The sequence below is a fragment of the Streptomyces sp. M41(2017) genome (genome assembly GCF_002078175.1).
In the GTDB taxonomy this organism is placed as follows: Bacteria; Actinomycetota; Actinomycetes; order Streptomycetales; family Streptomycetaceae; genus Streptomyces.
Genome location: NZ_MWFK01000001.1, coordinates 4,190,316 through 4,211,255 on the forward strand (window position 1 = coordinate 4,190,316; position 20,940 = coordinate 4,211,255).

A 20,940-nucleotide genomic window follows, 5' to 3' on the forward strand; every position below is an offset into this window, starting at 1 on the left:
AGTCAACGGTTCGCGATAACGTGGGACGGTGTCCGACGGGGAGAGGGACCGGCAATGACCGCATTCTCACTGGAACCGGGACAGACCGCCTGGTGCGCCGAACTGCGCACCCTGGCCGCCGACCACCTGCGTCCGCTGGCCGACAAGGGCGAGCCGGGCCACGTCAACCGCCCGCTGGTCGCCGAGCTCGGCCGACTCGGACTGCTCGGCCGCCTGTTCACCTCCGGCGCACTCGACCTCTGCCTGATGCGCGAATCCCTCGCCCAGGTCAGCACCGAGGCCGAGACCGCGCTCGCCCTCCAGGGCCTCGGCGCCCACCCGGTCCACGCCCATGGCACCGCCGCCCAGCGCGAGCGCTGGCTGCCCCGCGTCGCGGACGGCGAGGCGGTCGCCGCCTTCGCGCTGAGCGAGCCCGGCGCAGGCTCCGACGCGGCCGCGCTGGCGCTCCGCGCGGACGAGGACGGCTCCGGCGGCTGGCGGCTCACCGGCGAGAAGTGCTGGATCTCCAACGCCCCCGAGGCCGACCTCTACACGGTCTTCGCCCGCACGGGACCCGCCTCCGGCGCCCGCGGCGTCACCGCGTTCCTCGTCCCGGCCGACCGCCCCGGCCTCACCGGCACCCCGCTCGACCTGCTCTCGCCGCACCCCATCGGCGCCCTCGCCTTCGACGCCGTCCCCGTCACCACCGACGACGTCCTCGGCGAGCCCGGCCACGGCTTCCGGGTCGCCATGAGCACCCTCAACCTTTTCCGGCCCAGCGTGGGCGCCTTCGCCGTCGGCATGGCCCAGGCCGCGCTGGACGCCACCCTCGCCCACACCACGCGCCGCACCGCGTTCGACGGCCCGCTCAAGGACCTCCAGACCGTGTCCCACCAGGTCGCCGAGATGGCCCTGCGCACCGAGGCGGCCCGCCTGATGGTCTACGCGGCCGCCGCGGCTCACGACGCCGGGGCCCCCGACGTGCCCCGCCGCGCCGCGATGGCCAAGCTGCTCGCGACCGAGACCGCCCAGTACGTCGTCGACGCCGCCGTCCAACTGCACGGAGCACGCGCCCTGCAGCGCGGCCACCTCCTCGAACACCTCTACCGCGAGGTGCGCGCGCCGCGCATCTACGAGGGAGCGAGCGAGGTCCAACGAGCCGTCATCGCAAAAGAGTTGTACCGAAAGGCCGCACAGCCCCGGCCGACGGGATCGGAGACCGTATGACCGCCGAACGCGTCAACCCGCCCGAGCTGTCCCCGCCGACGGGCTTCTCCCACGCCGTCGTCGCCACCGGCTCCCGCGTCGTCTTCCTGGCCGGCCAGACCGCGCTCGACGCCGACGGCAAGGTGGCGGGGGAGACCCTGCCCCTCCAGTTCGAACGGGCACTGGAGAACCTGCTGACCGCGCTGCGCGCGGCGGGCGGCGCTCCCGCCGACCTCGCCCGCGTCACCGTCTACACCACGGACGTCGCCGACTACCGGCTCAACGCACCCGAACTCGGCCGCATCTGGCACCGGTTGGCGGGCCGCGACTACCCCGCGATGGCCGTCGTCGGGATCACGCGCCTGTGGGACGAACAGGCGATGGTCGAACTCGACGGCTTCGCCGTGCTCCCGTAGGGCCCGGGACCAAGAGCCGGAGGCCCGGGAACAGCACGGGGAGCGGATCAGGCGGCGACGACGAGCCGCTCGGCGAACAGCCGGTGCGGAGCGACCACGCTGCCGTCGGGGAGCAGTTCACCGCTGTCGTCGAAGACGATCGCGCCGTTGCACAGGAGATTCCAGCCCTGCTCGGGGTGGGCCGAGACGATGTGCGGGGCGACGGCGTCCACGGACGGGCACGAAGACCGGTGGGAACACATGGTGCACCTCCACGTCGGATGCGAAGAGTGTCGGCGGCGTTGTCGTCGCCCTCGCATATACAGACCATGCGCGCTCGGCGAACTCACCGGAACCGCGGGCGGTGAAGCGTGACAACACGGGGACAACTCTCGAACGGGGCCGCGACGGACGTGGCCAACTCGCCACCAATGGGGTGATGATCACCGGCCCCGGGGCGTCGGACCGGTACCTGTTGAGCGCTCGTTCCCGGGCCCTCAGCGGGCCCCGTTCCAGGAGGTACCCCATGTTCGTCCGCCAGACCGTCGGTACGGCCGCCGCCGCGGCGCTGTTGCTGCTGCTCGCCCCGTCCGCCGTCGCCCGGTCCGCCGTGTCCGACGAGGTGACCGTCGACCCCACCGCCACGGTCGCCGCCGACGGCACCATCACCCTCTCCGGCACCTACCGCTGCGCCTCCGCCGCGGGACCCGTCTTCGTCTCCTCGTCGGTGTCCCAGGGCGACCCCCGGGTCCGTCACGGCATCGGCGGCTCCTCGGCCGTCTGCGACGGCGCCGAACACCGCTGGACCAACTCCGAGAAGCGCGCCCAGGACACGCTGACCCCGGGAACGGCCCACGTCGAGGCCACGCTGATGGAACTCGCCGGCACGGGCCTCCCGCTCCCGACGTTCCACGCGAGCCGGGAGCAGGACGTGACCGTCAAGCAGGGCTGAGCCGTCCGGGGCGCCGGGTGCGACGCGGCGCCCCGGACACACGAGTGCCGCCGCACCCGGCCCCGTCCTGCGTCCAGCAGGCCGGGGCCGGTCACGACGGCATCCGTGCGGGCCGTGCTCAGATGTCCCGGAAGATCTCGATCTGCGCCCCGATCGAGTTCAGGCGCTCCGCGAGGTCCTCGTAGCCGCGGTTGATGACGTACACGTTGCGCAGCACCGAGGTGCCGTCGGCGGCCATCATCGCGAGGAGGACGACCACGGCGGGGCGCAGTGCGGGCGGGCACATCATCTCGGCGGCGCGCCAGCGGGTCGGGCCCTCGACGAGGACGCGGTGCGGGTCGAGGAGCTGGAGCCGGCCGCCGAGGCGGTTCAGGTCCGTGAGGTAGATCGCCCGGTTGTCGTAGACCCAGTCGTGGATCAGCGTCTTGCCCTGCGCGGAGGCCGCGATGGCCGCGAAGAACGGGACGTTGTCGATGTTCAGGCCGGGGAACGGCATCGGGTGGATCTTGTCGATGGGCGCCTCCAGCTTGGAGGGCCGCACCGTCAGGTCCACCAGTCGCGTACGTCCGTTGTCCGCGAAGTACTCGGGCGTGCGGTCGTGGTCGAGGCCCATCTCCTCCAGGACCGCGAGCTCGATCTCCAGGAACTCGATCGGCACCCGCCGCACCGTCAGCTCCGACTCGGTGACCACGGCGGCGGCGAGCAGGCTCATCGCCTCGACCGGGTCCTCGGAGGGCGAGTAGTCGACGTCGACGTCGATGTTCGGCACGCCGTGCACGGTGAGGGTCGTGGTGCCGATGCCCTCCACCCGTACGCCCAGGGCCTCCAGGAAGAAGCACAGGTCCTGGACCATGTAGTTGGACGAGGCGTTGCGGATGACGGTGACGCCGTCGTGGCGGGCGGCGGCGAGCAGCGCGTTCTCGGTGACGGTGTCCCCGCGCTCGGTCAGCACGATCGGCCGCCCGGGGGTGACGGACCGGTCGACCTGGGCGTGGTACAGCCCCTCGGTCGCCGCGATGTCGAGCCCGAACCGGCGCAGCGCGATCATGTGCGGCTCGATGGTCCGGGTACCGAGGTCGCAACCGCCCGCGTACGGCAGCTTGAAGGCGTCCAGGCGGTGCAGCAGCGGGCCCAGGAACATGATGATGGAGCGCGTACGACGGGCGGCGGCCGCGTCGATCGCCTCCATGTCCAGCTCGCTCGGCGGCACGATCTCCAGGTCGACGCCGTCGTTGATCCAGCGGGTGCGGACACCGATCGAGCCGAGTACCTCCAGAAGGCGGTACACCTCTTCGATGCGGGCGACCCGGCGCAGCACCGTGCGGCCCTTGTTCAGCAGCGTCGCGCACAGCAGCGCGACACACGCGTTCTTGCTGGTCTTGACGTCGATCGAGCCGGACAGACGACGCCCGCCCACGACACGCAGATGCATCGGACCCGCGTAGCCGAGCGAGACGATCTCGCTGTCCAGCGCTTCACCGATACGGGCGATCATCTCAAGGCTGATGTTCTGGTTGCCGCGCTCGATGCGATTGACGGCGCTCTGACTGGTGCCGAGCGCCTCGGCAAGCTGCGACTGTGTCCAGCCCCGGTGTTGCCGGGCGTCACGGATGAGCTTGCCGATACGTACGAGGTAGTCGTCTGCCATGGCGCGACCGTATATCGGATGTGAGATAAAAAGAAATGGAGCGCCGCCTTCCGGGTGACGGGCTCCATCGGTGGGCGGGCGTGGGGGAGTTCGGGTGTCGCGGGCCTGCGCATCACGGCACGGCGGCGACCGTCGAGGGGCTCCCGAAGGTGCCGCCCGTCGACGTCGCCGCCGGTGAGTGCCGTGAAGGAACGCGTCTGTGACGGTTCGTCGAGACTGCCGACCTATGTCTCTCTTGCGTCACTTTGCCTTGCGGGTCTTGCGCCAGCCGAACGGACCCGGCAGGTCCATCGACGTCGTCCTGCGCCCGGTGGTGCTGTGCGTGTAGCGCGGGCCGTGGTCGCCGCCCGTGGTGATGGACATCGACTTGCGGTTGATGTTCAGGCGCACGCCGGGAAAGATCTTGAAGCTCTTGCGGAATGTCAGCGGCATGACTGCCCCCTGGTCTCGGTGTCCGCCGGGCCCTCCCCGGCAGACACCGGATACCCCGAAAGTGCTCCGACGTGCCTGCCTCTGTGGAGCGGGTCCGCCAACTTCCGGCTCCGGGCGAGAAGTTGGCATGGTTCGCCCGGTTTCGGGGGTGCGGCGGTGGAATTCTGCCGCCGAGGGGCACTCCTCGGAGGCCGTCGCGGGCCCGCGACCGGCGTACGGCCGGCCTGCTGCTGCTTGCGCCCGCGGTGCGGCGCCGTCCCGGCGGAGGCGTGGTGACGACCCTCGCGACCCGATGACACGGGTCACGGGCGCCCGGACATGACCTGCCCGCCCCCATGTACTAGAGTTATCTCGACATCGAGATATCTGCCGAGGCGTACCGCAGCCCCACTGCTTCGTCGATCCGGTGGTAAGGGTTACCTAACTTAGCCTTACCTTAGCGGATTGGCCAGGACGCCGTGGCGGCAGGATGCGGTGGGAACGCGCACATCAATGAAGGAGACTGTCGTGTCGGCGAACAGCTTCGACGCCCGCAGCACGCTGCAGGTGGGCGACGAGTCGTACGAGATCTTCCGGCTGGACAAGGTGGAAGGCTCGGCTCGCCTTCCGTACAGCCTGAAGGTGCTGCTGGAGAACCTCCTCCGGACCGAGGACGGCGCGAACATCACCGCCGACCACATCCGGTCCATCGGTGCCTGGGACTCCCAGGCCCAGCCCAGCCAGGAGATCCAGTTCACGCCCGCCCGCGTGATCATGCAGGACTTCACCGGCGTGCCCTGCGTCGTCGACCTCGCCACCATGCGTGAGGCCGTCAAGGAGCTCGGCGGTGACCCGGCCAAGGTCAACCCGCTCTCCCCGGCCGAGCTGGTCATCGACCACTCCGTCATCGCGGACAAGTTCGGCACGAAGGAAGCCTTCGGCCAGAACGTGGAGCTGGAGTACGGCCGCAACAAGGAGCGCTACCAGTTCCTGCGCTGGGGCCAGACCGCCTTCGACGACTTCAAGGTCGTCCCGCCGGGCACCGGCATCGTCCACCAGGTCAACATCGAGCACCTGGCCCGCACGGTCATGGTCCGCAACGGCCAGGCGTACCCGGACACCCTCGTCGGCACCGACTCGCACACCACGATGGTCAACGGCCTGGGCGTCCTCGGCTGGGGCGTCGGCGGCATCGAGGCCGAGGCCGCGATGCTCGGCCAGCCGGTCTCCATGCTCATCCCGCGCGTCGTCGGCTTCAAGCTCACCGGTGAGCTGACCCCCGGCACCACCGCCACCGACCTGGTCCTCACGATCACCGAGATGCTGCGCAAGCACGGCGTCGTCGGCAAGTTCGTCGAGTTCTACGGTGAGGGCGTCGCCGCCACCTCGCTGGCCAACCGCGCCACCATCGGCAACATGTCGCCGGAGTTCGGCTCCACCGCCGCGATCTTCCCGATCGACGGCGAGACCATCAAGTACCTCAAGCTCACCGGCCGCTCCGAGCAGCAGCTCGCGCTCGTCGAGGCGTACGCCAAGGAGCAGGGCCTCTGGCTCGACCCGGCCGCCGAGCCCGACTTCTCCGAGAAGCTGGAGCTCGACCTCTCGACGGTCGTCCCCTCGATCGCCGGCCCGAAGCGCCCGCAGGACCGCATCGTCCTCGCGAACGCCGCCGAGCAGTTCAAGAGCGACGTGCGCAACTACGTCGCCGACGACGACGAGGCGGGCAAGGAGTCCTTCCCGGCCTCCGACTCCCCGGCCGCCACCAACGGCGTCCCCTCCAACCCGGTCCAGGTCACGGCCCCCGACGGCTCGACCTACGAGCTCGACCACGGTGCGGTGACGGTCGCGGCCATCACCTCCTGCACCAACACCTCGAACCCGTACGTCATGGTCGCCGCCGCGCTCGTCGCGAAGAAGGCCGTGGAGAAGGGCCTGACCCGCAAGCCGTGGGTCAAGACCACCCTCGCCCCGGGCTCCAAGGTCGTCACCGACTACTTCGACAAGGCGGGGCTCACCCCCTACCTCGACAAGGTCGGCTTCAACCTCGTCGGCTACGGCTGCACCACCTGCATCGGCAACTCCGGCCCGCTGCCGGACGAGGTCTCCAAGGCCGTCAACGACCACGACCTCGCCGTCACCTCGGTCCTCTCCGGCAACCGGAACTTCGAGGGCCGGATCAACCCCGACGTCAAGATGAACTACCTGGCCTCCCCGCCGCTGGTCGTCGCGTACGCCCTCGCCGGGTCCATGAAGGTGGACATCACCAAGGACGCCCTCGGCACCGACCAGGACGGCAAGCCGGTCTACCTCGAGGACATCTGGCCCTCCGAGGCCGAGGTCAACGACGTCGTGGCGAACGCCATCGGCGAGGACATGTTCAACAAGTCCTACCAGGACGTCTTCGCGGGCGACGCCCAGTGGCAGGCGCTGCCGATCCCCGAGGGCAACACCTTCGAGTGGGACGCGCAGTCGACCTACGTGCGCAAGCCCCCCTACTTCGAGGGCATGACGATGGAGACCACCCCGGTCTCGGACATCGCCGGCGCGCGCGTCCTCGCCAAGCTCGGTGACTCGGTCACCACCGACCACATCTCCCCGGCCGGTGCGATCAAGGCCGACACGCCCGGAGGCAAGTACCTCACCGAGCACGGTGTCGAGCGTCGTGACTTCAACAGCTACGGCTCGCGCCGCGGCAACCACGAGGTCATGATCCGCGGCACGTTCGCCAACATCCGCCTGCGCAACCAGATCGCGCCGGGCACCGAGGGCGGCTACACCCGCGACTTCACGCAGGACGGCGCCCCCGTCTCCTTCATCTACGACGCCTCGCGCAACTACATCGACCAGGGCATCCCGCTGGTCATCCTGGCGGGCAAGGAGTACGGCTCCGGCTCGTCCCGCGACTGGGCCGCCAAGGGCACCGCGCTCCTCGGCGTCAAGGCCGTCATCGCCGAGTCGTACGAGCGCATCCACCGCTCGAACCTCATCGGCATGGGCGTCCTGCCGCTCCAGTTCCCGGAGGGCGCCACGGCCGAGTCCCTCGGCCTGACCGGCGAGGAGACCTTCTCCTTCACCGGTGTCGAGGAGCTCAACAACGGCACCACCCCGCGCACGGTGAAGGTCACCACCGACACCGGCGTCGAGTTCGACGCGGTCGTGCGCATCGACACCCCCGGCGAGGCGGACTACTACCGCAACGGCGGCATCATGCAGTACGTGCTGCGCAACCTGATCCGCAACTAAGCGGTCCGGCAAGCCAGTAGAGGGCCGCATTCCCGTCCGGCGGGGGTGCGGCCCTTCGCGTTGTCCGCCACCGCCCGCGACGACGACGCCCGGCGGTGCGGGCCGTCGACGGGCCCGCACCGCCGGGCGGGTGGAAGCTCAGGGCGGACCGGGCGGGTGGGTTCGGGCCCGTCCGGTCCGCGAGCCCGGACAGATCGGGGGGAGTCCTGCCCAGGATGGTGCGGCTTGTGACGACCAGGGTGCGCGACAACGTTGTCTGCCTGGTCTGCGATCGACTCTACCGCCTCAACGGACAACGATGTCAAGGTAGTTGCCGGACCACTCGACCGCCGCACCCGTCCCTCTGGCCGGAACGCGCCTGCCCGCCGGAGCCGGCGACGAGCGCGTCGTCCGGGACGCACGCGGTCTTCCGTGGTACCCGTGGCGCACGTTACTGTCCCAGCGGCTTGTGCGACCCGTGGTGCGCGACCCGTCCGAAGGAGGAGGGGCCGCGTCATGCGTTTCCGTCCGTCAACCGTCCTGCTGGCCGTCGCTCTGACGGTCGCCGGCGCCACTCCGGCGCTCGCCGCACCCCCGACCGGTCCACCGGACCTCGTCCAGGACCCCACCGTCCACGTCGACCCGCTCATCGGCACCAAGAACGGCGGCAACGTCTTCCCCGGCGCCGTCACCCCCTTCGGCATGCTCTCCTGGAGCCCCGAGAACACCCGCGGGGACGCCACCCGCACGGCCGCGCCCGGCGGCTACCAGTACGACGCCACCCGCATCCGCGGCTTCAGCCTGACCCACATGTCCGGCACCGGCTGCGCGGGCGGCAGCGGCGACATCCCCTTCTTCCCGTACGCCGGTGAGGTCACCTCCTCCCCGGCGAGCGACACCAAGGACGCCGTCTACGCGGCCGACTTCACGCACACGGACGAACAGGCCGAGCCCGGCCACTACCGGGTCGGCCTCGCCTCCGGGGTGAGCGCCGACCTCACCGCCACCGCGCGCACCGGCTCGGGCCGCTTCACCTTCCCCGAGGACAAGCCCGCCTCGCTGCTGATCCGCACCGCCAACTCCGAGGTCGGCTCCACGGACTCGACCGTGCGGATCGACCCCAGGACCCGCACCGTCTCCGGCTCCGTCACCTCCGGCAACTTCTGCGGCTACCTCGACCCCGAGGGCCAACGCTCCTACTACACCCTGTACTTCACCGCCCGCTTCGACCGCGCCTTCAAGACGACCGGCACCTGGCAGGACGACCGGCTCAGCCCCGGCTCCACCGAGGCGAGCGGCGGCACCGGAGGGTTCGCGCAGGGCGGCCGTCCCGTCGCGGGCAAGGGCGCCGGCGGCTACGTGCAGTTCGAGCCCGGCGCCGACCCGGTGAACGTGAAGGTCGGCATCTCCTACGTCAGCCAGGCCGGCGCCGCCGCCAACCTCGCGGCCGAGAACCCGCCGCACCGCACCTTCGCCTCGGTCGAAAGCGCCGCCCACCGCGCCTGGCGGGACCGGCTCGGCGCGATCGGCGTCGGCGGCGGCACCGACGGCGACCGCACCACCTTCTACACCGCGCTCTACCACTCCCTCCTGCACCCGAACGTCATCAGCGACGCCGACCGCAGATACCGGGGCGCCGACGACAAGGTGCACACCGTGAGCCGGGGGCACACCGCGCAGTACGGCACCTTCTCCGGCTGGGACGTCTACCGCTCCCAGGTCCAGCTGCTGACCCTGCTCGACCCGGACACGGGCTCCGACATCGCACAGTCCCTGCTCGAACTCGCCCGGCAGAACGGTGGCGTCTGGGACCGCTGGCTGCACGGCGCGAGCGGCACGCACGTCATGAACGGCGACCCGTCACCCGCCGCCCTCGCCGGCATCCGCGCCTTCGGGGGCACCGACTTCGACCTGCGCGGCGCGCTCGACTCCCTGGTGCAGGCGGCCACCGTGCCGACCGAGGGCGACCTGTCCTCGGCGGGCAAGCCCGTCCTCTCCGCCGGCCAGCGGCCCTCCCTCGACAAGTACCTCGACCACCACTACATGCCGTCCGTGACCAACGCCTGGGGCGGCGCGGCCGAGACCCTGGAGATGTCCGGCGCCGACTTCGCCATCTCCCAGCTCGCCGGAGCGGCGGGCCGGAGGAAGACCGCCGCCGACTTCGCCGAACGCTCCCAGTGGTGGCAGAACAACTTCAACATCGCGGCCGACCCCGGCGGCGGCTACATCGCCAACCGCAAGGCCGACGGCAGCTGGGTCACCGGCTTCACCCCCGCGACCGGCAACGGCTTCGTGGAGGGCACGGCCGCCCAGTACACCTGGATGGTGCAGCACGACCCCGCGGGCCTCTTCGCCGCGATGGGCGGCCGGGACAAGGCCCTCGAACGCCTCGACACCTTCTTCCACGACGCCGACGGCGGCTGGGCGTTCACCGGCAGCGGCGGCGACAAGTCCGAGCTGGACAACGAACCCTCGATCAACGTCCCCTACCTGTACGACTACGCGGGCGCCCCGTACAAGGCGCAGGAGACCGTCCGCGCCGCGATGACACGACTCTGGTCGACCAAGCCCGAGGGCATCCCCGGCAACGACGACCTCGGCGAGATGTCGTCCTGGTACGTCTTCTCCGCGCTCGGCATGTACCCCCAGGTCCCCTCCCGCGCCGAACTCACCCTGGCCTCACCGCTGTTCCCGAGGATCGAGATCGACCGGCCCGGCGGTCGCGACATCGAGATCCGGGCCCGCGGCGCGGCGGCGGACGCCCCCTACGTCCGGTCGCTGCGCGTCGACGGCCGCACGACCGACCGGCCCTGGCTCCCTGCCTCCTTCGTCCGCGACGGCGGCACCCTGGACTACACCCTCTCCGGAACACCCGACAAGGCCTGGGGCAGCGCCGAGAACGCGGCGCCGCCCTCCTTCCGCACCGGTGAGCAGCCGTACCAGATCGGAGTCGGTCCCACGGCGGCGACGCTGGCGCCCGGCGGCAGCACCGCGCTCGACATCCGCGCCCTCGCCCTGAGCGGCGGCACCGGACCCGACGTGCGCTTCCACGTGGACACCCCCGACGGCGTGACGGCCACACCGGCCGAGGGCACCGTCACCGACGGCGCCCAGCGGATCACCCTCACCGCCGCGGACGACGCCGAGCAGGGGTTCTACGACGTCAAGGTCACGGTGACCTCCGCCGACACCTCCTACGCGCAGCCGGTCGCCCTGACCGTCGCCGCCCCGGGTTCCCTGCTCGCGGCCTACGACAACACCGGGGTCTCCGACGACGCCGGTGACCACGACGAGGCCGACTTCGACGGAGGCGGCTGGAGCTACTCCCGGCAGGCCCTCGCCGACGCCGGCGTGACTCCGGGCGGCCGGGGAACGGTGGACGGCCTCACCTTCACCTGGCCCGACTCGCCCCCCGGCCGGCCCGACAACGCCTCGGCGGCCGGCCAGACCATCGAACTGGCCGATCCGGCCGCCCGGTTGTCCTTCGTCGGCAGTGCCGTCAACGGCAACCAGGAGAGCCACGCGACCGTGACCTACACCGACGGCGGCACCGACTCGGTCGACCTGGCCTTCACCGACTGGACCGTCGGCGGAGGAGGCGGCACCGTCCAGTACGGCAACGCCACCGTGGCCAAGGCCGCCTACCGCAACGTCGCGGGCGCGGACAGGGACCCGGTGGCCACGTACGTCTTCGCCACCAAGCCCTTCGAGGCCCCCTCGGGCCGCACCGTCCAGAGCGTCAAGCTCCCCGACAACGCGGACCTGCACGTCTTCGCCCTCGCCGTGAACAAGTGAGGCCGTAGCGGAACGAGCTGATCCGTCCGGAACGCGGGGCGGGCCCGGAGTCTCCTCCGGGCCCGCCCCTTTCCGCCGTGCAGCGCGCGTCAGGCGAGCAGTTCCACCTCCGCGAGGGTCGCCGCGTCGTCGAGCACGAGACGGTAGTGGGCGTAGGAGCCCGGATGCGCCACGGTGAACGCCCGGGTCTGCTTGTCCCAGGGGAACGACTCGCCGGACCGCTTGTCGAGGTCCTTCCACGTCGTGCCGTCCGAGGACCCCTGGAGCGTCCAGCCGGCCGGCGCCTTGGTGTGGTCCGCGGAGGTCAGCGTGTACTGGACCCCCTTGGTGGCGTCGCCCGCCGGCAGGTCCACCGAGGTGACGGTGGCGTCGGTGCCCGAGGTGTTGTCGAAGAGCGGGCCGTCACCCTTGAGGGTGTCCGAGCGCGGCGACGGCACCTTGTCGTCCTGGGCGATCGACGGCGGAGCCGCGTTCTTGCCGGTGCCCCACGAGGACGGCTTCGCGCCCATGTCGAACTCCAGCACCCCGCCCTTCGAGATCAGCGAGTTCGGGAGCGAGGTCGAGCTCCACCGCTTGCCGTTGACCCTGACGCCCTGCACGTAGATGTTCTTCGCGCTGTTGCGCGGGGCCTTGATCACCAGGTCCCGGCCGTTCTCCAGGTGGACGGTCGCCTTCGTGAACAGCGGGGAGCCGATGGCGTACTCGCCGCTGCCCATCACCAGCGGGTAGAAGCCGAGCGAGGAGAACAGGTACCAGGCCGACTGCTCGCCGTTGTCCTCGTCGCCGTGGTAGCCCTGCCCGATCTCGCTGCCGGCGTAGAGCCGGGAGAGGACCTCGCGGACGTTCTTCTGCGTCTTCCAGGGCTGCCCGGCCGCGTCGTACATGTAGTTGACGTGGTGGGCGACCTGGTTGGAGTGCCCGTACATGCCCATCCGGACGTCCCGGGCCTCGGTCATCTCGTGGATGACACCGCCGTAGGAGCCGACCACGTCCGGCGAGGCCGTCTCGGGGGTCGCGAAGTACGTGTCGAGCTTGTCCGCGAGCGCGGCCCGGCCGCCGTACAGGTTGGCCAGCCCCCGGGAGTCCTGCGGCGCGGTGAAGGCGTAGCCCCAGCCGTTGGTCTCCGTGTAGTCGTAGCCCCACACGCGCGGGTCGTACTTCGCGGAGTCGACCCGCCAGTCGCCCTTCGCGTCACGGCCCTGGAAGAAGCCGGCCTTGGAGTCGAAGAGGTTCACGTAGTCCTGGGCGCGGTTGAGGAAGTAGTCCGACTCCTCCTTGTAGCGCTTCTCGCCGGTCTTCTTGTAGAGCGCCCGGCCCATCTCGGCGATGCCGTAGTCGTTGTTGTAGCCCTCCATGGCCCACGACAGGCCCTCACCCGTGTCGGTGTTCGTGTAGCCGAGGAAGGGGGAGGTGGACATGCCCTTGCGGCCGACGCCGGAGGTCGGCGGGACGACCGTCGCGTTCTTCAGGGCCGCCTCGTACGCCGCCTTGGCGTCGAACTTGACCCCCTTGACGTACGCGTCCGCGAACGCCACGTCCGAGGAGGTGCCCGTCATCAGGTCCGCGTAGCCGGGCGAGGACCAGCGCGAGGTCCAGCCGCCGTCCTTGTACTGCTGCACGAACCCGTCGACCATCTCACCCGCCTGACCGGGCGTCAGGAAGGAGTAGGCCGGCCAGGTCGTCCGGTAGGTGTCCCAGAAACCGTTGTTGACGTACACCTTGCCGTCGACGATCTTCGCCCCGGTGTGGGTCGGGGTGTCCGGGTTCGGCATGGGGGAGAACGGCGAGGCGTACTGGTACGTCGAACCGACCTTCTCGAAACCGGAGTTGGGGTACAGATACAGCCGGTACATGCTGGAGTACAGCGTGGTCAGCTGGTCCGGGGTCGCGCCCTGGACCTCGATCTTGCCGAGCAGCCGGTCCCACTGCTTCTGCGCCCCGGCCTTCACGGCCGCGAACGAGGTGCCGTCCGGGATCTCCTGGCGCAGGTTGTCCTTGGCCTGGTCCACGCTGATCAGCGAGGTCGCCAGGCGCAGCGTGACGGAGTGGTCGGCGCCGGGCTTGAACTTCATGTAGCCCTTGACGCCCTTGGAGCTGCCCTCGGTGACGGGGGCGTCGAAGACCCCGTAGACGAAGAGCCGGGTGGCGCCGGTCGACAGGCCGGACTTCACGTCCGAGTAGCCGGTGACCACACCCGCGTCGCTGTCCAGCGTCAGCCCGGCCTGCTCGGTGACGTTGTCGAACACCACGTTCGCGTCGTCACCGGGGTAGGTGAAGCGCAGGGCCGCCGCGTGGTCCGTCGGCGCCATCTCCGCCTTCAGGCCGTTCTCGAAGGTCACCCCGTAGTAGTACGGGCGCGCGGTCTCGTTCTCGTGCCGGAAGGCCAGCTCGCGGGCGTCCCGGGCGGTGTCCGGGGTTCCGGCCGCGACGGACGGCATCACCTGGAAGGTCTGCCGGTCGCCCATCCACGGGCTCGGCTCGTGGCTCGCGCTGAACGCCTCTATGGTCGGCAGGTTGTCCGCGTTGTTCGCACGTGCGTAGTCGTACAGCCAGCTGAGCGAACCCGCGTTGGTCACCGGCGTCCAGAAGTTGAAGCCGTGCGGGACCGCCGTCGCCGGGAAGTTGTTGCCGCGCGAGAAGCCGCCGCTGGAGTTCGTGCCGCGGGTGGTGAGCGCGTAGTCGGACAGATGCGCCTTGGGCTTCTCCGGCGCGACCGTCCTCAGTGACACGTCGTCCAGCCAGCCGCGGAACTTCGCGGGGCCCTTCGGCGAGTCGTACGCGAGGAGGATCCGGTCGACGGTCTTCCCGGCCGCGACGGAACCGATCCGCGAGGTCACGTTGTTCCACTGGTTGACGTACAGCACCTTGGACGCGCCCTGGCCCTGCGGGGTGAGCGCGAACCCGTGCTGGTCCACGGCGTTCAGCCCGCTCAGCGAGGTGCCGTCGGTGAAGACCAGGTCCACCGACACGTTGGTCGCGTCGTAGTCCCGGTCACCGTCCGCCATCGCGGGGAAGATCCGGTATCCCAGCTCGGTGTCCCGGCCCACGCGCACGTTCACGTCGAAGACCTTGTTGTAGGAGTACGCCCGGCCGTCGCCCTTGTGGGTGCCGGCGTAGCGCAGGGCCCGCTTGCCCGTGAAGCCGGCGCCCGCCTTCGCGGTGGGCGAGCCGCTCGGCCCGCGGTCCACGAGCGAGAGCATGTCCTTGGGCGTCGGGTCGTCGCTCTGCCCGGTCGAGAACTGGACGTCGGCGAGCTGGAGTATGTCGCCGCCGTTGTTCTTCGTGACGTCGAGGCGGAAGTGCTGGTACTCGGCCGGGCTCGCGATGTCGTACGACTTCGTCTGGAACCGCTCGCCGAAGGACTCCCCGGTGCGGGTGTCGAGGGTCTTCCAGTCCTTGCCGTCGGTGGAGCCCTGGAGGGTCCAGTCCTTCGGGTCGCGCTCGTCGTGGTCGTTCGCGGAGGTGAGCGCGTACGTGACCACCTTCACCGGCGCGTCCAGGTCGAACTCCGCCCAGCCGGTGGTGTCGAAGGTCAGCCACTTGCTGCTGGGCTCGCCGTCGACGAGGTTCTCCTTGACCTCCCCGCCGCCGGTGTTCTCGTCGCTGGCCCGTACGTCGGTGACGTGGTCGGTCACGTTTCCGGGGATACCGGTGCTGTAGCCGCCGTCGACACCGGAGGATCTTTTCGTCCCGTCCGGTGCCGTATCCACCGTGTTGATCCAGTCCGGCGCCGGATCACCCGATTCGAACGACGAGCTGAAGTCCCGGTCGGGCGCCGCCGCTTGGACCGGCAGCGCGACCGCCACGCCCTGTGAGGCGGCCACCAGGGAAAGTGCCGCCACCCCCAGAGCGACGGGGGAAAGCCGTCCGACGCGACCCGTGGAACTCCGTCTGTACCGAGCTCTCTGCTGCATGCCCGAGCCCTCCCAAGACATCGACAACGTTGTCAATTTCAGTACGCAAGGACCATTGGGGCGTCAAGTTGTCTGTGCTGTCAAGGGTGTTGGATGTGGCATCCGGGGTGAATGCGTGCGACGAACCAGGCATTGGTTCCATTGCGGGAGGTTGGCCCCCTGGGGGCCTTCGCCGGGGTGATCCGTGGCTGCCCCATATTTCCGGGAGGTCTCAACTCGGAAAAGACCGACGGGCAAACCTGCATTCGATCTTGCTCCGCTGGCGGGAAGTGGACTATACCTGTCGCGTCCGGCCAGTCGATCGACTGGCTCTGGACAGGCAGGACCCAGGGGGGAAATTCGAGGGCCGGCGGACCGTGGTCGATACACCTACCGCCGATTCGTCCCAGTGAATCCCCCATGCACGACCCCAGCTTGACCTAACCGCGGTGCCGGGGAGGATCCGGTTCACCGCCTGAGTCCTGGAGAAGGCGAGGACTTGAGCATGGGATCCACTTCCGCCGAGAACAGCAGCCCCGAGGGTGTCGGCCGCCGTGACCTCATCAAGAGGTCGGCCGCACTTGGTCTGATCACCGTTCCGACGATGAGCTTCCTGTCCGCCTGCGCGAGCGGCGGCGGCGACGACACGTCGGACGACAAGGGCGCCGGCAAGACCAGCAAGGACAACCCCTTCGGCGTGAAGAAGGGCGGCGGCAAGCTCGATGTCGTCGTCTTCAAGGGCGGCTACGGCGACGACTACGCCAAGGCCTGGGAAGCGGCCTTCGACAAGAAGTGGGGCACCAAGAGCGCCCACACCGGCACCCAGGAGATCACCGGCAAGCTTCAGCCGCGCTTCAACGGCGGCAACCCGCCGGACATCGTCGACGACTCGGGCGCCCAGCAGATCAAGCTGGACGTGCTCTACAAGAGCGGCCAGCTCCTCGACCTGGCCGCGGTGCTCGACGCCCCGTCCATCGACGACCCGAGCAAGAAGGTCCGCGACACCCTGATCCCGGGCACGCTGGACCCGGGCCTGCAGGGCGGCAAGGTCGTCTCCCTGAACTACATCTACACGGTGTGGGGCCTCTGGTACTCCGGCAAGCTCTTCAAGGAGAAGGGCTGGGACGTCCCCAAGACCTGGGACGACTTCCTCGCCATCTGCAAGGACGCCAAGTCGCAGGGCATCGGCGGCCTCGCCCACCAGGGCAAGTACCCGTACTACATCAACGTCGCCATCATGGACCTGATCGCCAAGAAGGGCGGTCTGGACGCCATGAAGGCGATCGACAACCTCGACCCCAAGGCGTTCGTCGGTTCCGACGCCGCCCTGGCCGCCGTCGAGGCGATCTACGAGGTGGTCGAAAAGGGCTACCTGATGCCGGGTACGAACGGCCTGACGCACACCGAGTCCCAGACCCGGTGGAACCAGTACAAGGCCGCGTTCATCACCTGTGGATCCTGGCTGGAGAACGAGCAGCTCAAGCAGACCCCGGACGACTTCGACATGAAGTTCATGCCGATGCCCAACCTGCCGGACAGCGCGCTGCCGTTCGAGGCGATCCGGGCCGGCTCCGGCGAGCCGTTCATCATCCCGGCGAAGGCCGCGAACCTGCCCGAGGCCAAGGAGTTCATGCGCTCCATGCTCTCCAAGGAGTGGTCGACGGTCTTCGCGCAGAAGGCCAACTCGCTCACCATCCTCAAGGACGGTGTCTCCGACGGCGTGCAGCTGCGTCCCGGTACGCAGTCCACGGTCGAGGCCTCCAAGGCGGCCGGCGACAACACGTTCAACTACCTGTACCCCAACTGGTACAGCGAGATGGGCACCTCCATCGAGAACGCGTCCAACGAGCTGATGTCGAAGCGCATTCAGCCGAAGGAATGGCTGAAGCGGGCCCAGGCAGCGGTCGACAAGGCGGCCAAGGACCCGGAGTCCAAGAAGAACCACCGCGACTGATCACGTAAACCCGGCACACCAGGGGCAGGATGCCATGCGAAAAGGGCAGTACCGGTTCGTCGCGGGGTTTCTCCTCGCACCTTTGGCGCTGTATCTGATCTTCGTGATCTGGCCTTACATACAGACCATCGGCTACTCCTTCACCGACTGGAAGGGCCAGTCGCAGACGTTCAGTTTCGTCGGCCTGGACAATTACAAGGCGCTGTTCCAGGACGACGTATTCCTCGGAGCGATCTGGCACAACATCCTGTTCCTGGTGTTCATCCCGGTGATCACCATCCTGCTCGCCCTCTTCTTCGCCTTCATGGTGAACGCGGGCGGGCGGGGCGGCGCCGGTGGCGTGCAGGGCGTCGCCGGCTCGCGCTTCTACAAGATCGTGTACTTCTTCCCGCAGGTGCTGTCGCTCGCGATCGTGGCGGTGCTCTTCGGAGCCCTCTACCGCAGTGACAGCGGCGGTCTGCTCAACGGCCTGCTGATCAAGCTGGGCCTGGTCGACGCCGCCAACCCCATCGAGTGGATGAACGAGCCCAACCTGGTGCTCTGGTGCCTGATGGCGGTCGTCGTCTGGCACGGCGTCGGCTTCTACCTGGTGCTGTTCTCCGCCGCCATGCAGTCCATCCCGAAGGACATCTACGAGGCCGCGCTGCTGGACGGCGCGAGCCGCACCCACACGTTCTTCCGGGTCACCCTGCCCCTGCTGTGGGACACGGTGCAGACCGCCTGGGTCTATCTCGGCATCATCGCGATGGACATGTTCGTCCTTGTCTCGACCATGACCCAGGGCACGGGGTACGGCGGCGGACCGGACCACCACAGCGAGGTCATGTCGAACGTCATGATGCGCAACTTCCTCTACTACGGAAAGAGCGGCTACGCCTGTGCCATGGGCGTCATCATGCTCCTTCTCACCCTGATCCTGTCCGTGGTCACGCTGCGCGCCACCCGCCGCGAGCGCATCGAGTTCTGAGCGGGAGACACGACTATGAGCGCACCCATCACGGAGCCGGCGAAGGTCGACGGCGCCGGAGTACCCCCGCAACGAACCGTCAAGAAGGCCCCGCCCCGGCCGGGTGACAAGCGCACCGAGGGCATGGCCCTCAACGTCTTCTCGCACGGCTTCCTGGCCCTCTGGGCGATCCTGATCATCCTGCCGCTGCTGTGGCTCGTGCTGAGCTCGTTCAAGACGGACACCCAGATCGGCGGCTCGGCCCTCGGCTGGCCGACCAACTGGCAGCTCGACGTCTTCAGCAGGGCCTGGAACAAGGGCATCGGCGACTACTTCGCCAACACCCTGATCGTGCTGGTCTTCTCGGTCCCGCTGACCATGCTCCTCGGGGCGATGGCGGCGTACGTCCTGGCCCGCTACGAGTTCCCGGGCAACCGGCTCATCTACTACTTCTTCGTCGGCGGGGCCATGTTCCCCGTCTTCCTCGCCCTGGTCCCGCTGTTCTTCATGGTCAAACGCCTCGACATGTTGAACTCGTACCAAGGTCTGATCCTGGTGTACGTCGCCTACTCGCTGCCGTTCACCGTGTTCTTCATGCACGCGTTCTTCCGGACACTGCCCGGGGCGGTGTTCGAGGCGGCGGTCCTCGACGGGGCCTCGCACACCCGGGCGTTCTTCCAGGTCATGCTCCCGATGGCCAAGCCCGGACTGCTCAGCGTCGGCATCTTCAACGTGCTGGGCCAGTGGAACCAGTACATCCTGCCCTCGGTCCTGATGCAGCCGCAGAGCAGCTCCGACCCGGAGCGCTACGTCCTCACGCAGGGCCTCATCCAGCTCCAGCAGCAGCAGGGATACGCCACCGACCTCCCCGTCCTCTTCGCGGGCGTGACGATCGCGATGATCCCGATGCTCATCGTGTACCTGTCCTTCCAGCGCCAGGTACAGGCCGGCCTCACGTCGGCGACGCTCAAGTAGGTCTCCGGCCCCTTCCGCGCCAACGCCACCCCCGTCTCGCGGGGGTGGCGTCCGCGTGTCCGGGCGGTGACGGAAATCGAACAAGACTGGACGGACCCGATTTCCGTCAAGGACTTGACTGCGGTAACCCGTTCAGCGGAGCTTGGAGTTCACAACTTGTAAGTGACCGGCGTCCCGTTGCTGTGACCCGGATCACACGGGTGGCATCGGGGCCGCCCGGCTGAGGGCAGGAGTGGATGAGTCGATGGAGACTCCGGGGTCGCAGTCGTCGCTGCACCGAGCCAATCTGGAGCGCGTCGTAAGAGCGGTGCGCCTTGCCGGATCGCTCACGCAGGCGGAGATCGCGAGGACGACGGGCCTGTCGGCCGCGACCGTTTCCAATATCGTCCGTGAACTCAAGGACGGGGGAACGGTCGAGGTCACTCCCACTTCGGCGGGCGGGCGCAGGGCCCGCAGCGTGTCCCTGAGCGGGGATGCCGGCATCGTCATCGGGGTCGACTTCGGTCACACCCATTTGCGCGTCGCGGTCGGGAATCTGGCCCATCAGGTGCTGGCGGAGGAGTCCGAGCCGCTGGACGTGGACGCCTCGGCCGCGCAGGGCTTCGACCGGGCCGAGGAGCTGGTCAGTCGCCTGATCGCGGCAACCGGTGTCGACCGGTCCAAGATCGCGGGTGTGGGGCTCGGTGTGCCGGGTCCGATCGACGTGGAGTCGGGGACCCTCGGGTCCACCTCGATCCTGCCGGGCTGGACCGGTGCGAGGCCCGCCGAGGAGCTGCGGGGGCGGCTCGGCGTGCCCGTGCACGTGGACAACGACGCCAACCTGGGCGCGCTCGGCGAGATGGTCTGGGGGAGCGGGCGCGGGGTCAGGGACCTCGCGTACATCAAGGTCGCGAGCGGTGTCGGCGCGGGCCTGGTGATCGACGGGAAGATCTACCGCGGCCCGGGTGGCACAGCGGGAGAAATCGGGCATATTACTCTTGATGAATCCGGCCCCGTGTGCCGTTGCGGCAATCGCGGCTGCCTGGAGACCTTTGCGGCGGCGCGCTATGTGCTGCCGCTCCTCCAGTCCAGCCACGGGACGGACCTGACCATGGAAGGCGTGGTCAGGCTGGCGCGGGACGGTGATCCGGGCTGCCGTCGGGTGATCGCCGACGTCGGCCGACATATCGGGAGTGGAGTCGCGAATCTCTGCAATTTGCTGAACCCGAGTCGGGTGGTCCTCGGCGGCGATCTCGCCGAGGCCGGAGAGCTCGTCCTCGGGCCCATCAGGGAGTCTGTCGGCCGCTATGCGATCCCCAGCGCCGCACGTCAACTCTCGGTGTTGCCAGGGGCACTTGGAGGCCGCGCGGAGGTGCTCGGGGCGCTCGCTCTCGCGCTCAGCGAGATGGGCGATTCGACCCTTTTGGACGGGTCTCTGAATGCCGTCACGCCTGCCTTCACTTAGAGAACGCATGGCACCGTTGCCATCTCGTTAAGTATTTACTTCTTGACGTCGCACGTGTGGCCGAGTTGACTTCCAGCCACCTCGGCCGCAACGACGCGGCCTCGTCAGGGAGGTTTCAAA

General features: G+C 69.1%; 13 protein-coding genes. 9 read left to right on the forward strand and 4 right to left on the reverse strand.

The window, feature by feature from the left end; translation table 11 throughout:
• Window positions 1-54: 54 nt before the first annotated feature.
• Together B0675_RS18430 and B0675_RS18435 are read left to right on the forward strand one after the other, a co-directional pair.
• Window positions 55-1,206, forward strand: a complete 1,152-nt coding sequence (locus B0675_RS18430) for an acyl-CoA dehydrogenase family protein (protein ID WP_081219915.1) — start codon at window positions 55-57, stop codon at window positions 1,204-1,206.
• Entirely contained in the window at window positions 1,203-1,601 is a 399-nt protein-coding gene (locus tag B0675_RS18435) for a RidA family protein (RefSeq protein WP_081219916.1), read from the forward strand. Before B0675_RS18430 ends, B0675_RS18435 begins: the two co-directional genes overlap by 4 nt.
• Before the next feature lie 47 nt (window positions 1,602-1,648).
• Here the strand turns inward: B0675_RS18435 and B0675_RS18440 are convergent, their stop codons facing one another.
• Complete coding sequence (locus B0675_RS18440; RefSeq protein WP_081219917.1) at window positions 1,649-1,843, reverse strand: DUF5999 family protein; 195 nt, start codon at window positions 1,841-1,843, stop codon at window positions 1,649-1,651.
• 263 nt (window positions 1,844-2,106) lie between these two features.
• On the opposite strand from B0675_RS18440, the gene B0675_RS18445 reads away from it, so the two are divergent.
• Entirely contained in the window at window positions 2,107-2,532 is a 426-nt protein-coding gene (locus B0675_RS18445; RefSeq protein ID WP_081219918.1) for a DUF6299 family protein, read from the forward strand.
• Window positions 2,533-2,650: 118 nt separating this feature from the next.
• On the opposite strand, the gene B0675_RS18450 is transcribed toward B0675_RS18445, so the two are convergent.
• Window positions 2,651-4,180: a UDP-N-acetylglucosamine 1-carboxyvinyltransferase gene (locus tag B0675_RS18450; protein WP_081219919.1), complete on the reverse strand. Its 1,530-nt coding sequence runs from the start codon at window positions 4,178-4,180 to the stop codon at window positions 2,651-2,653.
• 240 nt (window positions 4,181-4,420) lie between these two features.
• Window positions 4,421-4,612 (reverse strand): DUF4236 domain-containing protein, encoded by a 192-nt coding sequence (locus B0675_RS18455; protein WP_081219920.1) that lies wholly within the window; start codon window positions 4,610-4,612, stop codon window positions 4,421-4,423.
• Between the two features lie 507 nt (window positions 4,613-5,119).
• On the opposite strand from B0675_RS18455, the gene acnA reads away from it, so the two are divergent.
• Both acnA and B0675_RS18465 read left to right on the forward strand, forming a co-directional pair.
• Window positions 5,120-7,834: an aconitate hydratase AcnA gene (gene acnA / locus B0675_RS18460; RefSeq protein ID WP_081219921.1), complete on the forward strand. Its 2,715-nt coding sequence runs from the start codon at window positions 5,120-5,122 to the stop codon at window positions 7,832-7,834.
• 495 nt (window positions 7,835-8,329) lie between these two features.
• Entirely contained in the window at window positions 8,330-11,608 is a 3,279-nt protein-coding gene (locus tag B0675_RS18465) for a GH92 family glycosyl hydrolase (RefSeq protein ID WP_081219922.1), read from the forward strand.
• A gap of 89 nt (window positions 11,609-11,697) precedes the next feature.
• Here the strand turns inward: B0675_RS18465 and B0675_RS18470 are convergent, their stop codons facing one another.
• Window positions 11,698-15,435, reverse strand: a complete 3,738-nt coding sequence (locus B0675_RS18470) for a GH92 family glycosyl hydrolase (protein WP_107482810.1) — start codon at window positions 15,433-15,435, stop codon at window positions 11,698-11,700.
• Window positions 15,436-16,006: 571 nt separating this feature from the next.
• On the opposite strand from B0675_RS18470, the gene ngcE reads away from it, so the two are divergent.
• The 4 genes from ngcE (at window position 16,007) to B0675_RS18490 (ending at window position 20,820) form a co-directional block, all read left to right on the forward strand.
• On the forward strand, window positions 16,007-17,455 hold the full coding sequence (gene ngcE, locus B0675_RS18475; protein ID WP_081219924.1) for an N-acetylglucosamine/diacetylchitobiose ABC transporter substrate-binding protein: 1,449 nt from the start codon (window positions 16,007-16,009) through the stop codon (window positions 17,453-17,455).
• A gap of 34 nt (window positions 17,456-17,489) precedes the next feature.
• Window positions 17,490-18,422, forward strand: a complete 933-nt coding sequence (locus tag B0675_RS18480; protein WP_081219925.1) for a sugar ABC transporter permease — start codon at window positions 17,490-17,492, stop codon at window positions 18,420-18,422.
• Window positions 18,423-18,437: 15 nt separating this feature from the next.
• Window positions 18,438-19,376, forward strand: a complete 939-nt coding sequence (locus B0675_RS18485; protein ID WP_081219926.1) for a carbohydrate ABC transporter permease — start codon at window positions 18,438-18,440, stop codon at window positions 19,374-19,376.
• Window positions 19,377-19,620: 244 nt separating this feature from the next.
• The gene (locus tag B0675_RS18490) at window positions 19,621-20,820 is read left to right on the forward strand and encodes an ROK family transcriptional regulator (RefSeq protein WP_081221858.1); all 1,200 of its coding nucleotides are present in this window, start codon (window positions 19,621-19,623) and stop codon (window positions 20,818-20,820) included.
• The last annotated feature ends 120 nt before the right edge of the window (window positions 20,821-20,940 follow it).